This is a genomic window from Anaerococcoides asporogena (assembly GCF_029590275.1).
In the GTDB taxonomy this organism is placed as follows: domain Bacteria; phylum Bacillota; class Clostridia; order Clostridiales; family Clostridiaceae; genus JG1575.
On record NZ_CP120965.1, the window covers coordinates 254,224 to 268,734 of the forward strand.

Below are 14,511 nucleotides of genomic sequence, written 5' to 3' on the forward strand. Positions count from 1 at the left end.
GGGAAGTGAGAAGAGAAGCATGAATCAATGGAATCAGTGGAAGAGAATAGTGATCCTGCTGGCATGCGTCATCGTACTGACGACCGGCTGCGGATTGGACGTCATGACGAAATTTGAACGCTGGTCTCTGGATCCGGTCATCGCCGCCAGGATTCGAGAGCTGGATGAAGCCTTCGAAGCGGGAAAGCCGGTGGAACATTATGTATCGAATCTGGCAGACCTGACCCATGATCAGATGAGATTTGAACTGTATTATCTCCTGCGTCATCTGGAGCTGGCCGGAACCGACCAGATCTCCAATGCCCGTCTGAATGATGCCAGTCCGATGAAGGACCTGGATCAGTGGATGATCGAACTGGATCAGATCCAGTCCATGGATCAGTATTACCGTTTTTTAAAGAAAGTAAGTGAAGCCTATCAGCCCCTTTACACCAGGGTGCTGCATCCCGGAAAAGTCCTGGAGGGCCTGCCCGCTTTGGAAAGCCTGGAGCAGGCAAAGTCAGTTCTTCCTCAGGAAGTCATCTGGGAAACTTACAACGGGTATCGGAATAAGCCGCAAGTTCTGCTGAACAACCAGCAGCTGCTCCAGCGGTTTGAAAATAAATCCGGGCTGGAATACCACAGCGACCTGTTTGAACGCGAGGAAGTCGTTTCCACGGGCGTGGCGGAAGACGGGAAAACCGCCTACCTGAAAATAGCCTCCTTCCAGATTCGTGGTACGGCTCCGGATGGGACGGTTCTAGGAGTAAAAGATTTTCTGTCCAGTCTCTACAAGTTCGATACCCTGATCATCGATGTTCGCGGAAACCATAGTCTGGACATATCCCCCTGGCGGGATGAGATTGTAGCCCGCCTGGTGAAAGTTCCGGCAAGAATCCAGACCTATATCGCCTTTCGTCGGACAGCGCCGGGTAAAGCCATGCGGCAGGAGCTGCTGACCCAGTTCTCTTTCGAAGCGGGTCGTCTGCTTTATGATGCCAGCCGGGGCAGTCGAACTTCGGCGGCGAATCTTGCACTGGATGGAACACCGCAAAGTCCCGTTTCAATGAATCAGGTGATTTATGACGATCGTCAGCAGCTGGGCGACTATGTCAGAATCCGGGATGTTGTCACACCCCGGGATCCGGTCAATTTTAAGGGAAAGATTTACCTGCTCACAGACAGTCAGGTCTATGGCAGCGCAGATTTGTTCAGCTTCTACTTGAAGCAGCTGGATCTGGCCGAGCTGGTCGGGAAGCAGAACCGGGGGGATGGCATCGCCCAGACGTTCGGCTTCTACCGGATGCCGCTCCCTTATTCCGGGATCGTCTTCCAGATTCAGATGGCTTACGGATTCAACAAAGACGGTTCCCCCAACCATGATCGCGGAACAACCATTGATGTAGCGCGTGAAAATGGGGAAGAACTGGAATATGCCCTGAAACAGTCCATCCGGAAAATTCAGCCCGAACCCTGAAGCAGGTGCTGTCAGATCAAGGGACGCAACAATAAGACAGGCTGAAAGCTTTCGCTTTCAGCCTGTCATCCGTTTTATTTGAAGATCATCCGTTTTATTTCGAAGACCTGTGTTTGATTGATCCACAGATCTTGCCGTCCCTACCTGATTCAGGGATCCTTTGTCTGTCCGGCGGGAGCAGACAGGAACCTGGTCAGGATCTGGCGGAATATGGACTATTCGGCTTACTTATCTTCTTCAGTAATCTCGGCGTCGACTACCTTCTTATTGAGCAGGGACTCAACCCGGGAGGTATCGTAGCTGTCCGTTTTGGAGCCTGGATAGGATCCCTGTTTTTCCACAGCGGGTTCAGCCTGGGTGGTGGGGCCGCCCGTGACGGATTTCAGCAGGCTCTGCTTCAAGGTATCTTCGATCTTGAGGAGTTCCTGTTCGGCAGCCAGACGGCGGGCCTGTCCTTCTTTCTGAATCTTCAGGGTTTCATCAATGGTGGTAATGAGGTCGTCGTTCACTTTCTTCAAGGTTTCCAGTTCCACGATGCCGCGTTCGGATTCCTTGGCCACTTCAATCGTATTGGTTTTCAGCATCTCTGAATTCTTCCGCAGCAGCTCATTGGTCGTTGTCGTGACGCTGCGCTGCATTTCGAGTCCGGCTTTTTGCTTGGACAGGGACAGTGCGATGACCACCTGGGATTTCCACAGGGGGATGGTGTTGAGGATGGCGGTCTGGATCTTGTCGACCAGGGCCTTGTCGTTGTTCTGGATCAGCTTGATCTGGGGGGCGGTCTGAATTGCCAAAGTTTTGGACAGTTTCAGGTCGTGGACTTTCTTTTCAAACCGGTTGACCGTGTTCTCAAAGTCGTTGATCAGCTGGCTGGCCATGGAATCGTTGGATTCCAGCGCTTCCTGACGCAGGCGGGGGAGCGTGACATCCCGCAGATCCTTCAATTTTTCCTCGCCGGCAAAAATGTACAGCTGGAGATCATTGAAATATTCGACGTTCTTCTGATAGAGGTTGTCCAGGACGCCGATATCCTTGAGCAGTCCCATGCGGGCTTTGTCCAGTTCGGATTCGATTTTGTCGATCTGGGTTTCCAGTGTCTGGAAGCGAGCCATGTACTTCTCGGTATTATTGGTCAGTTTGTTCAGGAACGGGATTTTTTTCAGGAAGCTGTCATCTTCGCCGTCGACATCGGCATCCCGGACTTTCGTCATCAGGTCCACCATGATATCGCCGACATAGCCGGCATCCTTGCTCTTGATCTGAGCGAGGATGGTTTCAGAGAACTGAGCAATGTTTTTCTGAGCGCTGACACCATACTGCTCGGTCATCTGAGAATCCATCAGGTCAATGTTGTTCTTGATCTCTTCGATCTTTTCCCGTTCAGCCGGGGTAATGCGCTCGACCTGCTGGGTCAGCTTGGCAATTTCCTGTTCTTTTTCGACTTGGGCAGTTTGGGCCTTGGCACTGCTTTTGGCTAAGCTTTGCAAGGTGATTTCGTCTGGCATGGTTTCTTCCTCCTGAATTGTGGATTTATGGCATGAATTGATATCTCGGTCCGGGGACGGTAAGGCGTCAGGCTGAGTCTGGATTCAGAGTGGATCAGGATCTCGACTGGATCAGGCTTACGGCTGATCCGGCGGATTGGTTTTTTGCAGCAGATCAATGTCCGCTTCGATATCGATCAGTTCATTGCTGGCTAACTGAATATACTGCTTTTTAAAGGCATCCTGCAGGGTGAGGAGCGCACCGGAGGTCTTGACCTCGATGTTGTCCACTTCCTGGGACTGGATTCCGGTGATCTCAAATTCATGATACTTGGACAGAATGTCTCTGGCCGTATCAAGGTAATATCCGAAGAAGCGGCGTGCCTTTGTGATCTTATGGGGGTTTCGCTTCAGGTATTCCATGATCTTCTCGCCAAGTCGGTACAGTTCCATGGCGTTGTCGGCCACCGGTTTGGACTTGACGTGCTTTGCAACAAACAGGACCTGGTCCATATCGGTCTGACCCTGTTTCATTAAGGCGTTCAGCTCAGCTTCCATTTTTCCGTCGATCGCGTCCAGAGTGGGGTACTGGTTCCGGCGGGCGCGGGCTGAGATCAGAGTAACCAGGAGCGTGACAGAGGTCAAAAGCAGCGTACTGGCGAGATCAATCCGCAGGATGAACAAGGTGAGGACAAAAACGAGCAGCGGGGGCACGAGCACCCCGAACAGGGTTTTCATTTGACGGTTCATGGGTTCCTTCCTTTTCGATGATTTGTGCGGTCAGCTGATGCAATAGGGAATCTGACTGAGAAGAGACAGCCGGCTGCTTCGGATGCTCTCTCTGGGAGAGCTCCGGGCTGCGGCATATTATGAAATAAATTTTAGCACACAATGATGAACAAAGATTGAAAGCAGGATTAAAACACGGTGGAATGGACAAAGGGGAGGGTCAACCGCAGAGCTGAAAAATCGTGTGATGCAGGGGTGGTGGTTCGGTTGCGGATGTGTTGTGACTGGTTGCCCCCAAAAGGATTAAAAATCGATTAAAAAGAACACACGTTCCGAAGAAGTGATATAATATATTTAGCGACAAAATTAAGGTAGACATGATACAGTCTGACACATGGAGAAATTCATGTGAACTTTTCGTGAGGTGAAACAATGGATTACGAAAAATATACCAAGAATACCATCGGTGTTTTGAATAACGCGCTGAACAGCTGCGTTGAAAACGGCAATTCGCAGATTGAAGATATTCATCTGCTCTGGGGGCTGGTCAAGGATGAGGACAGCCTGATCAATAACATTTTCCGGAAAATGGGAATTTCGACGCCCAATTTCCAGCGGGACGTCAAAGCCATGATTGACCGCAAGCCCAAAGTGTCAGGCCAAAGTCAGCCAGGGATCTCCCAGGGATCGAACAAGATCATGCTGGAAGCGGAAAACCACGCCAAAAAAATGGGGGATCAGTACGTCAGCGTGGAGCATATCCTGATGGCGCTGTTCTCCACGTATGCACAGGACGTCAAGTCGGTGTTTGCCAAGTATGACCTGGCGCTGGACAAGTTCATGATGCAGCTCAAGGAAGTCCGGGGCAGCCAGCGGGTGACGACGGACGACCCGGAATCAACCTATGAAGCGCTTCAGCGCTTTTCCACCGATCTGACGGAGCTGGCCCGGCAGAACAAACTGGATCCGGTCATTGGCCGCGATGAGGAAATCCGGCACGCCATCCGGATTCTATCCCGCAAGACTAAGAATAACCCGGTCCTCATCGGCGAGCCTGGCGTCGGCAAAACCGCAGTGGTGGAAGGCATGGCTCAACGAATCATCAAAGGCGATGTTCCGGAAAATCTGAAAGAAGTCCGCATTTTTTCGCTGAACATCGGCAGTCTGCTCGCCGGTTCCAAATACCGGGGTGAATTTGAAGAACGGCTCAAGGCGATTCTGGATGAAATTCGGCAGGCTCAGGGCTCCATTATCCTGTTTATCGATGAAATCCACAACATCGTAGGTGCCGGCAAGACCGAGGGCTCCATGGATGCGGGCAATATGCTCAAGCCCATGCTGGCTCGGGGCGAGCTGCGCTGCATTGGCGCTACGACCCTGGATGAATACCGGGAATACATTGAGAAGGATTCCGCGCTGGAGCGGCGCTTCCAGCCGGTCATGATCGATGAGCCCACCGTGGAGGAGACGATTGCCATTCTGCGCGGACTGAAGGAACGGTATGAGATCTTTCATGGAGTGACCATCATGGACACGGCTCTGATTGAGGCCGCGGTCCTGTCCAACCGCTACATCAGCGACCGGTTTCTGCCCGACAAAGCCATCGATCTGGTGGACGAGGCCTGCGCGCTGATCAAGACTGAGCTGAACTCGATGCCGACGGAACTGGATGCCATCCGGCGCGATATCATGGTCCTGGAAATTGAGGAAGCCTCCGTGCGCAAGGAAACCGATGAAGGTTCCCAGCGCCGGCTGAAGGAACTGCAGAAGGAGATCTCTGACCAGAAGGAGGAGTTCAAACGGCTGAAGGCGAAGTGGGAAGAAGAAAAGTCCTCCATCGACCGGGTCAATGACCTGAAGGAAGAGATTGAGCAGATAAACTTCCAGATCGCAGAGGCGGAACGCGCCTACGATCTGAACAAAGCAGCGGAGCTCAAGTACGGCCGGCTGCCCCAGGCCATACAGAAGCTGGAGCAGGCTCAGCAGGAGACTAGTTCCAAGGAAGCCGCCACGCTGCTTCGGGAGAAAGTGACCCCGGAGGAAATCGCGAAAATTGTATCCCGCTGGACCGGCATCCCGGTTTCCCGGATGCTGGAAGGCGAACGGCAAAAACTTCTGCAGCTGGAGGAAATCCTGCATCAGCGGGTCATCGGCCAGGATGAAGCGGTGGCCAAGGTTACCGAAGCAATCCTGCGGTCCCGGGCCGGGATCAAAGATCCCAAACGACCGATTGGTTCATTCCTGTTCCTGGGTCCGACGGGCGTCGGAAAGACGGAGCTGGCCAAAACACTGGCCGAAGTGCTGTTTGATTCCGAGACCAATATGGTTCGGATCGACATGTCCGAGTATATGGAGAAGCACACCGTGGCCCGGCTCATCGGGGCCCCTCCCGGATACATCGGCTACGAAGAAGGCGGTCAGCTCACGGAAGCCGTCCGGCGCAAACCCTATTCCGTGATCCTGTTTGACGAAATCGAGAAAGCGCACCGCGATGTCTTCAATATTCTGCTGCAGGTGCTGGACGATGGGCGCATTACCGACTCCCAGGGTCGAACCGTTGATTTCAAGAACACGATCATCATTCTGACCTCCAACATCGGGTCCCAATACCTTATTGAGGGAATGGACGCCATCGGCAATCTGAGACCGGAGGCTACCCAGCAGGTCATGGCAGAACTGCACGCTTCCTTCCGGCCGGAATTCCTCAACCGGCTGGATGAAATCGTCATGTACAAGCCGCTGACCATGCCGGAGATCAGCCGGATCATGGACCTGATGCTCGCCGAGATCGGCCGGCGCCTGGAGGACAAGAACATCACGCTGAAGCTCTCGCCCCAGGCCAGAGACCTCATCGTGAAGGAGGGGTATAATCCGGTATACGGAGCCCGGCCTCTGCGCCGCTACCTGCAGGGAAGCGTAGAAACCCTCCTCGCCCGGGCCATTATCTCGGGAGAAGTGGATCAGAACAAGGATATTCTCTTCACGGTGAAAGACGGGACCCTGACCATGGAGGTCCAGGAACGGACCCCCATTCAGTAGTCCGCAGAAATCGGTTCCGACTTTAAAAATGACAACAAGCCTATTCCCCCAACCGGCTCTGAACCAATCAGGGCCGGTTTTCCATATCAGGAAATCAACAGACCATACCAGCCCGGGGGTCCAAACCCCCCAAAGCTTTGATCAGGATCCCAGAAGCGAAAATGGCAGTTGAGCAATTGAAGACAAAAAAAGACACCGAACCTGGGTTCAGTGTCTGAGCGGTCTGGCTGTTCTTGTCTGGCTGTTCTTGTCTGGTCTGTGTGTTCTGAGCTCCGTGATTCGAAGCTTGATTGATGGAAAGGAAGATTCGTCTTATTAAGGAAGAGCATTATTATTGAAAGCAAGCGCTGCCGAACGCGAGGGGGCAGAGATTGTCTGATCCGGTGACTCATCAGGATTTGGATTTCGGGGTCTGGTCCGGGTCGGCGGGTGGGGATTGTTGGGCTGTCCGGTTTGGTGTCCTGTGATACAGCGGGGTTCCGTCGGGTCCGATGCGGTTGCTCCAATGGTTGGGATTGCGGCGAACCACTTTTCGGGCAATAAAGAGGATCACGGCCAGAGGGAGCAGGACCGGCAGAAGGAAAATGATGCCGGAGATAACATCGACGGCGGTATCTGCCCAGTAACGCAGCCCCTTGCTGAAGTTATTTCTGAATCGATCCCAGGCGGACTCGGGCTCTTCGGTGGTGGCCAGTCCGGTTTCATCGGAGACCTGGACCGTGATGCGGGAGAACTGGGTGGAGTTTTTCAGAGCATTGAGCTGACCTTCGTAGGATTCAATTTCCTGTCGAGTCTGCTGCAGAGAACTCTCAATGGCCAGGATATCCTGGATTTCGGTAGCCTTGGCCAGAATCCCGATGAGGGTTTCTTCCTTGATCTTCAGTGTTTTAATCCGGGCTTCCGTATCGATAAACTGAGTAGTAACATCGGCCACATCCAGGGTTACATTACTGGTGGTTCCCAGTTTCTTGATTTCTTCGATGGCGGTGTCAAAGTTGGCGGTGGCGACTTTGATGGTGATGGTCAGGTAACGCTTTTCACTGGTCTGGGACTGCTGCATGTAGTAGACATAGCCGCTGTAGCGTTTGGCGATCAGGTCGATCTCGGTCTGGGCAGTCTGGATGTTCTTTGCGGTCATGGCGATGGTTGCTGTTTTCACGAGCTTCTGTTCATTGCCCAGCTCGACGGTCTTGTCGTTATTATTGTAGTCTGGCGGAACAAAATCCGGTTTCAGGCCCTGATCGGTCGGTGCCGTCACACCGCCTTCGCCGCTGGTGTCACTGGAGACGTTCAGGCGGTCATTGATGGCGCTGCAGCCGGTCAAAAGGCTGAAAAAGAGGAGGACGGCCGCAATGGCCCGTGTGGTTTTTGGCTTCATGATATAACCTCCCGGCATCATTATTCGATGATTATAGCTGTATTATATGCTACTGTCCGCCAAATGGATTACAACATAACTACAAAGGATGGGAAATACCTGCGGGATCTTCAATAAATTTGCGGAATCAATGCGTATTCAATACGTATGCAAGACGAATTCAATCAGTTCTTCGCTTAGATGGGAAGGGCTCCGCACTGACTGAGAAACGACGGACAAAAGCCCCGTCAGAAGGGTTCGACTTTCTGGATAATCTGAGCAAACTGCCCCGGCCAGCTGGCCGGGGCAGTTTGCAGTTTTCTTGCTGAGGGGCGGGGTCAGGATATTTCGGACTCCCCCTGTCCTTCGGTAACCGGCGTATCTTCTACGGGGTTGACCAGCTCGGGGCGGATCGTCACGACGATGGCCTTGGGTCGGGTCATGGCTTCAATCGCATATCGGATGCCTTGAGTTCCCATGCCGGAGTCTTTGACTCCCAGGAAGGGGAAGTGGTCCGGTCCGCGTTCCGGTTTGTTGTTGATCTGAACGGTGCCGACTTCCAGGCGGTTGGCAATGGTAAAGGCCTTGTCGATATGATTGGTGAAGACGGAAGCCTGAAGGCCGTACTGGCTCTCATTGGCCAGACGGATGGCCTCCTCGGCGGAGGAGACCCGCAGGATGGGCAGAACCGGACCGAAGGGCTCTTCCCAGGCGATGCGCATGTCTGGCGTGACCTGATCCAGGAGGGTGGGGTAGAGCAGGTTGCCTTCCCGGCGGTTTCCACTTAAGAGGACTGCTCCCTTGGCCAGGGCATCGTCGATAAGGCCCTGGACATAATCCGCGGCTTCGCTGCTGATCAGCGGCGTGATGGTGACGCCTTCCTCCATGGGATGGCCGCTTTTCAAGGCCTCCACTTCAAGGGTCAGATATCGGGCCAGTTCATCGCCGATGGAGCCCACGGCCAGAACCCGCTTGACGGCGGTACAGCGCTGACCAGAATAGGAGTAGGCACCGACGGTGATCAGCTGGGCGGTTTTTTTCAGGTCCGCGTCCTCCAGCACGATGGCGGGGTCTTTGCCGCCCAGTTCGAGAATCTGCGGGACCATACCGGCCAGGCCGGATATATGGCGGCCGGTCTTGGTGGAACCGGTGAAATTGATGAAATTGATCCCCGGGTGAGTCGTCAGATAGTCGCCGATCTCCGAGCTTTTGCCGGTAACGGTATTCAGGACTCCATCCGGCAGACCGGCCTGACGGAACATTTCAGCCAGACACAGGGCGCTGATGGCCCCTTGCGTCGGCGGCTTCATGATGCAGGCATTGCCTCCGATCAGAGCGGGAGCAACCTTGGATACCGTCAGGTTGACCGGGTAATTGAACGGGGAGATGGCCAGTACCGTACCGATGGGCGAAGCCGTGACAATGGACAGTTTGTTCATGGATCCGCCGGGGAATTTGTCGCCGGAGATGGTTTCACCCTCAATGTTCTGACCGGCGTCGGCGGTAAAGCGGATAAATTCCGCTGACCGGATCACCTCATTCTGAGAGGAGGGCAGGGTCTTTCCGATTTCCATCGCCATAATCCGGGCGATTTCATCGGCATTCTCTTCCAGCAGATCCGCTGCCCGGTACAGGATATCGGCCCGTTCGGACATGGGCCGCAGCGCCCAGGTTTTCAGTGCGACTTTCGTATCAGCAATGGCCTGATCTACTTCACTCTGAGTCATTGCCTGGATATGTCCTACAACGGAGTCATCTACCGGGGATCGGACCGCGATGGTCTTGCCCGAAGTCGATTCAACCCACTGACCATGCAGCAAGTTCCGGTAGATCTGATTGACATGAAGTTCATTCAGCATAGCTTGCCTCCTTGAGGGATTACATGAAAAGTATCTGCAATAGTTTCTGTATTTGATTCTGCCTGGGATTCACATCGAGCCAGGGATGAATCGTGATTGAATGGCTTATTAGTTTGTCAGGAAATCCGAAAATTCCTCGGGAGTCATCTGGTTGAAATAGTCCTGCATGTTGACGATCTGCAGGGCTGCCAGGAGATCTTCCTTGGTATATTTGACATTCTTGAGGTGGTTTTCCAGGGTAGCGATATCTTCCCGGACAAAGTAATCCCCATACAGCTTGATGTTGGAGATCACGCCGTCCTTAACGTCAATTCTGGCATCCACGATGCCGAAGGGGAATTTTTCAGTTTTGGAAACGTTGAAGGCAGGGGATTTGCCGTAGTTCCATTCCCAGGTCAGGAACTTTTCCCGGACCAGCCGCTCATGGATGGCTTTCTCTTCAGCGGTCAGTTCGTATTCTTCCAAGGGATAGATCTCTCCGATGGTTTTGAGCAGGAGATCCTGGAACTGCTCGATGGTCAGGGATTTATCTTCCAGATATTCGATGATGTTCGTGACTCTGGACTGGACGGACTTGACGCCCTTGCTCTGAATTTTCAAAGGCTTGACTTTCAGCGCTTTGCCCAGTTCCTGCATTTCGGAGTTGAACAGGATCGTTCCGTGCTGGAGCAGCTTGCCGTTGTGGAAGTACTGCGCGTTGCCGGAGAACTTGCGGCCATCGATGAGGATGTCATTGCGGCCGGACAGTTCTGCCTGAATGCCGAGTTTGGCCAGGGTCTTGATAACCGGCTGGGTCAGGACGTTGAAGTCATTGACATTCTCCCGGGATCCCCGGACGATGAAGGAAAAGTTCAGATTGCCGTGGTCATGGTAAACGGCTCCGCCGCCGGACAGACGGCGCTGGACATGAATGCCTTTTTCCCGCACATACTCCTCATTGATCTCCTCCAGTGTATTCTGATGCTGTCCGATGATGATGGAAGGATCGTGGATATAGAAAGTCAGATAATCGTCCATGGGCAGATAGTTCATGATCAGGTCTTCCATGGCCATGTTGTAGGCCGGTATCCGATAGTCTGTCTTGATGTATTTCATAGTCGGCTCCTCTTCGTTGGTTTGATGGACTGATAATTACATTTTATCATATCGGTCAAAGCATAATGCCGGAAGATATACTGCCCAGGTGCGGCTGCGACCGGCAGGACTGCATCAATCCGGAGAACCAGGAAGTCTGAATCGAGCTGGTGTGGTTCAGAAAAACTGTTGAGACAAGAGGCAATGTATTACAGAAATTCGCAGAAACGACCGGTTTCAGGGGACAGTTTTTCTTTGGGATGCAGAAATAATGCTACAATTATAGTCAGAATAGAACCTGCATCGTCAGAGCAGATCGTGGAAAGGGGATTAATAATGATCACAAGCAAGATTGAATCACTCGGCGTGGAGCCTTCCAAGCTGGGGTATGGCTGCATGCGGTTTCCGACCCTGGAGGACCGTTCCATCAATGAAGAAGAGGCACAGAAGCTCCTCGACACCGCGATCGCCGGTGGCGTAACCTATATTGATACGGCCTGGCCCTACCATGAGGAGCGCAGCGAAGAATTTGTCGGTCGTGCCCTGCAAAAGCATGATCGGGATTCCTATTATCTGGCGACCAAACTGCCGGTCTGGAAGGTCGAAAAGAGAGAGGACGTGCGCTATTATCTGGAAGAACAGCTGCGCCGTCTTCGGACCGATCACATTGATTTCTACCTGCTTCACGCTCTGAGTAAGGAACGCTGGCAAAGTGTTCTGCAGCATCAGATGATTGAGGAGCTGGAAGCGCTGAAGGCGGAGGGCAAGATCCGGTTTCTGGGCTTTTCCTTCCATGATGAATTCGATGTCTTTGAAGAGATTATCCGTCACCACGCCTGGGATTTCTGCCAGATCCAGTTCAATTATGTCGATACTGAAATTCAGGCCGGACTGCGCGGTCTGGAGCTGGCGGAGTCCTTAGGAATTCCTGTGATCGTCATGGAACCCGTCAAAGGCGGATCCCTGGCGAAGCTGCCAGCGGCCATGGAAGCTTTTTTCCGGACGCTGCGGCCCAAAGATTCCGTGGCATCCTGGGCGTTCCGCTTTGTCGGCTCCCATCCCAATGTCAAGATCATCCTGTCGGGCATGACCACCATGGAACAGCTGGAGGACAACCTCAATACCTTCCGGACGTTCCAGCCCCTGGATGAAGCCGAAAAAGCAGCGATCCTGAATGTGACTCGTGAATACAAGGCCCGGCTCAACAACCAGTGCACTGCCTGCGGCTACTGCATGCCGTGTCCTTTCGGGCTCAAGATCCCGGCCAATTTCCGCATCTGGAATACCGGCGCGGTCTACGAAGATTTTGAAGGAGCCAAAGCCAGGTATTTCGAACTGTCGGAAGAGGAGCGGGCCTCCCACTGCCAGGCCTGCGGAGCCTGTGAACCACAGTGTCCCCAGGGGATTGAGATTATTGAAGACATGAAGAAAGTGGCAGCTCTGTTTGAGGGAACCCCGCAATAGCAAGTTGCAGCCGGAGTAAGTTATGACCGGAGCAAGTTATAACCGGAGCAAGTAGCTGCGGAAGCAAGCTGCACTCAGACCAATGGATCAGACGTCCAATGAAATATGCTGAAAACAAAGAGAGGAACCTGCATCAGGTCCTCTCTTTGTTGGATATGTGACAGCTTGTCAGGTCGTTAGATGGCGGTCTTTGACCGCAGCAGCAATGGGAGATATCCGGAAGTTCGATGGTGCAAGCCCGACCTGGCTGTTTCGAACTGATCCGGATCAGACTCTCTCCCGATGCAAGGCGATGAAATCGTCCCTCGAAATTTCATAGTCAACCGCACTTCGCCAGGTTCCTGACTGATCTTTCCATGCATTCTCCCGGATCCCAATCTTTCTGGCTTTAATTTTATTCTCATAGACAGTTTGAGCCCGTTTATTCTCAAAATCCGTATCCCATATTATTTTTTCGATCGGGAACCTGGAATTGATCGTTTTATCGCTGAATAGAAAATCGAAAAGCATTAAAATAATTTTTGTTCCATAACCTTGATTTTGATAGTCAGAGACACAGATTTTCCACCCGGGCCAGGCGGTTCCGTCATCCTTCACGCGGTAGCTCAGCTCCCCTGCCTGTTTTCCCTGAATCTCAATCAGGCAGAGCTGGCTCAATTTGCCTTCCCATTGCAGAATATTGCGGATGGCATCATCGACAGTTGCACTGCGGATTACAACCTCACCTTGTTCTATTCTCATACTTTTCTCCCTCAGATGATGTTAAAGTTGCTCGGAGCAAAGGTTCCTTCCCGGGTCCCAATCGCAGGATCCGGTGAACTCATCCGTATGGATCAGTCATCTTTTCCGTATGGATCAGTCATCGAATGCTTATCGATCGAGCCATCCCATTCCGTCGGATCATAATGATTCGACTGGCTCTGTTTACGCTCTGGGCAGATACCGGCCTGAAATTTTTCTGTGAATAAAACAGCTCCGGGAATGTCCCGGAGCTGCTTATATTCATCGGGAGCAGGCAGCGCCAGTCCCTGGAATTCGTTTCGCTGTTCCGACGGATGGACCTTCACGGGTTATGCATTCTTCATGAGGATCGCGATGGCATCCTCGATGCAGCGCTCGCCTTCCACCGGGTCGGTGGTATGAAGGACAGAACGTTCAATGGGGCACATTTCCGTTCGGGTTCGGTTTTCAATCATGGGCACCCGCTCCATATAGAACAGGGGGATGCGGCTAAGGCGATTATAAGCGATGGCATTTTCGCTGGTCAGGGGCGTATAGATGGCGTCGATGCCCAACAGCTGGGCCAGCATCAGCGCACCTTTGCCAATGACCCGATCAATGAGGGTAAGCTGATCGCCTTCCTTGCGGGTGAAGCTCATCCGGCGCAGTTCGCGCAGCGGCTTAACGCCCAGGGCATCGGATTCATAAATGATGGTTCCGTGATTCATCAGAATACAGGTTTTGTTTCGCTCGTCCAGCAGGCTCAGATGTTGTTCAAGAAATTTGTGTCTCTCTTCCCGGTATGTCAGTTCCATGGTTTCTCCTAGATCCATTTTTCAGCGTAGGTTTGCATTTCGTGGATCACGGGTTCCAGGGCCTTGCCTTTCTCCGTGAGCCGGTATTCGACTTTTATGGGGTATTCGTTCCGGACTTCCCGGATGACCAGACCTAATTGTTCCATTTCCTTGAGACGTTCGGTCAGGAGGCGGGATGAGAGTCCATTGACATTCTCGAGGACCTCACTGAAGCGGCATTCTCCCTCCAGGAGAACCCGAAGGATCAGTCCGGTCCAGCGTTTTCCAAGGAATGTCGCCAGCTTTTCGTATTTTGGACACATATGAAATTCGTTCATTGGGATCACCTTTCTTTGGGATGTGATGTTCGGCGGATGCTTCAAGAATTACCTTAAATAACCTTATGAGAATAAATTACCATAAGAAGGAAGTAATTGCAACGGAGCTCGTCCTGTGATCTGGAGCCGGTCCGGTGATCGGGAGTCCGGCTGTCTAATGGAGCTGGTCTGTTTTCCAAGAGTGCTTCTTTAAAGAT

The 14,511-nt window shown here is 52.7% G+C and carries 11 protein-coding genes; 3 read left to right on the plus strand and 8 right to left on the minus strand.

Annotation, left to right across the window (positions count from 1 at the left end; translation table 11 throughout):
• Window positions 1-19: 19 nt before the first annotated feature.
• Window positions 20-1,456, plus strand: a complete 1,437-nt coding sequence (locus tag P6M73_RS01230) for a S41 family peptidase (protein ID WP_277854364.1) — start codon at window positions 20-22, stop codon at window positions 1,454-1,456.
• Window positions 1,457-1,680: 224 nt separating this feature from the next.
• On the opposite strand, the gene P6M73_RS01235 is transcribed toward P6M73_RS01230, so the two are convergent.
• Together P6M73_RS01235 and P6M73_RS01240 are read right to left on the minus strand one after the other, a co-directional pair.
• Window positions 1,681-2,961 (minus strand): toxic anion resistance protein, encoded by a 1,281-nt coding sequence (locus P6M73_RS01235; protein WP_277854365.1) that lies wholly within the window; start codon window positions 2,959-2,961, stop codon window positions 1,681-1,683.
• Between the two features lie 117 nt (window positions 2,962-3,078).
• Entirely contained in the window at window positions 3,079-3,690 is a 612-nt protein-coding gene (locus P6M73_RS01240; RefSeq protein ID WP_277854366.1) for a 5-bromo-4-chloroindolyl phosphate hydrolysis family protein, read from the minus strand.
• 411 nt (window positions 3,691-4,101) lie between these two features.
• Here P6M73_RS01240 and clpB point away from each other — a divergent pair, with 411 nt between their 5' ends.
• Window positions 4,102-6,708, plus strand: a complete 2,607-nt coding sequence (clpB, locus tag P6M73_RS01245) for an ATP-dependent chaperone ClpB (RefSeq protein ID WP_277854367.1) — start codon at window positions 4,102-4,104, stop codon at window positions 6,706-6,708.
• Between the two features lie 391 nt (window positions 6,709-7,099).
• Here the strand turns inward: clpB and P6M73_RS01250 are convergent, their stop codons facing one another.
• The 3 genes from P6M73_RS01250 to lplA form a co-directional block, all read right to left on the minus strand.
• Complete coding sequence (locus P6M73_RS01250; protein WP_277854368.1) at window positions 7,100-8,086, minus strand: DUF4349 domain-containing protein; 987 nt, start codon at window positions 8,084-8,086, stop codon at window positions 7,100-7,102.
• Between the two features lie 317 nt (window positions 8,087-8,403).
• The gene (locus P6M73_RS01255; protein WP_277854369.1) at window positions 8,404-9,924 is read right to left on the minus strand and encodes an NADP-dependent glyceraldehyde-3-phosphate dehydrogenase; all 1,521 of its coding nucleotides are present in this window, start codon (window positions 9,922-9,924) and stop codon (window positions 8,404-8,406) included.
• Between the two features lie 108 nt (window positions 9,925-10,032).
• The gene (gene lplA / locus P6M73_RS01260) at window positions 10,033-11,019 is read right to left on the minus strand and encodes a lipoate--protein ligase (protein WP_277854370.1); all 987 of its coding nucleotides are present in this window, start codon (window positions 11,017-11,019) and stop codon (window positions 10,033-10,035) included.
• 315 nt (window positions 11,020-11,334) lie between these two features.
• Here lplA and P6M73_RS01265 point away from each other — a divergent pair, with 315 nt between their 5' ends.
• Complete coding sequence (locus tag P6M73_RS01265) at window positions 11,335-12,462, plus strand: aldo/keto reductase (RefSeq protein ID WP_277854371.1); 1,128 nt, start codon at window positions 11,335-11,337, stop codon at window positions 12,460-12,462.
• Between the two features lie 267 nt (window positions 12,463-12,729).
• Here P6M73_RS01265 and P6M73_RS01270 read toward each other — a convergent pair whose 3' ends face one another.
• The 3 genes from P6M73_RS01270 to P6M73_RS01280 form a co-directional block, all read right to left on the minus strand.
• The gene (locus tag P6M73_RS01270; protein WP_277854372.1) at window positions 12,730-13,203 is read right to left on the minus strand and encodes a GNAT family N-acetyltransferase; all 474 of its coding nucleotides are present in this window, start codon (window positions 13,201-13,203) and stop codon (window positions 12,730-12,732) included.
• A 329-nt stretch (window positions 13,204-13,532) separates the two neighbouring features.
• The gene (locus P6M73_RS01275) at window positions 13,533-13,997 is read right to left on the minus strand and encodes a DUF1893 domain-containing protein (RefSeq protein ID WP_277854373.1); all 465 of its coding nucleotides are present in this window, start codon (window positions 13,995-13,997) and stop codon (window positions 13,533-13,535) included.
• 8 nt (window positions 13,998-14,005) lie between these two features.
• Window positions 14,006-14,314: a winged helix-turn-helix transcriptional regulator gene (locus P6M73_RS01280; RefSeq protein ID WP_277854374.1), complete on the minus strand. Its 309-nt coding sequence runs from the start codon at window positions 14,312-14,314 to the stop codon at window positions 14,006-14,008.
• Between the last annotated feature and the right edge of the window lie 197 nt (window positions 14,315-14,511).

Coding starts and splice junctions, on each gene's coding strand:
- P6M73_RS01240 (WP_277854366.1), bottom strand. CDS start 3,690: ATGAACCGTCAAATGAAAACCCTGTTCGGGGTGCTCGTGCCCCCGCTG.
- P6M73_RS01250 (WP_277854368.1), bottom strand. CDS start 8,086: ATGAAGCCAAAAACCACACGGGCCATTGCGGCCGTCCTCCTCTTTTTC.
- P6M73_RS01265 (WP_277854371.1), top strand. CDS start 11,335: ATGATCACAAGCAAGATTGAATCACTCGGCGTGGAGCCTTCCAAGCTG.
- P6M73_RS01255 (WP_277854369.1), bottom strand. CDS start 9,924: ATGCTGAATGAACTTCATGTCAATCAGATCTACCGGAACTTGCTGCAT.
- clpB (WP_277854367.1), top strand. CDS start 4,102: ATGGATTACGAAAAATATACCAAGAATACCATCGGTGTTTTGAATAAC.
- P6M73_RS01275 (WP_277854373.1), bottom strand. CDS start 13,997: ATGGAACTGACATACCGGGAAGAGAGACACAAATTTCTTGAACAACAT.
- P6M73_RS01230 (WP_277854364.1), top strand. CDS start 20: ATGAATCAATGGAATCAGTGGAAGAGAATAGTGATCCTGCTGGCATGC.
- P6M73_RS01235 (WP_277854365.1), bottom strand. CDS start 2,961: ATGCCAGACGAAATCACCTTGCAAAGCTTAGCCAAAAGCAGTGCCAAG.
- lplA (WP_277854370.1), bottom strand. CDS start 11,019: ATGAAATACATCAAGACAGACTATCGGATACCGGCCTACAACATGGCC.
- P6M73_RS01270 (WP_277854372.1), bottom strand. CDS start 13,203: ATGAGAATAGAACAAGGTGAGGTTGTAATCCGCAGTGCAACTGTCGAT.
- P6M73_RS01280 (WP_277854374.1), bottom strand. CDS start 14,314: ATGAACGAATTTCATATGTGTCCAAAATACGAAAAGCTGGCGACATTC.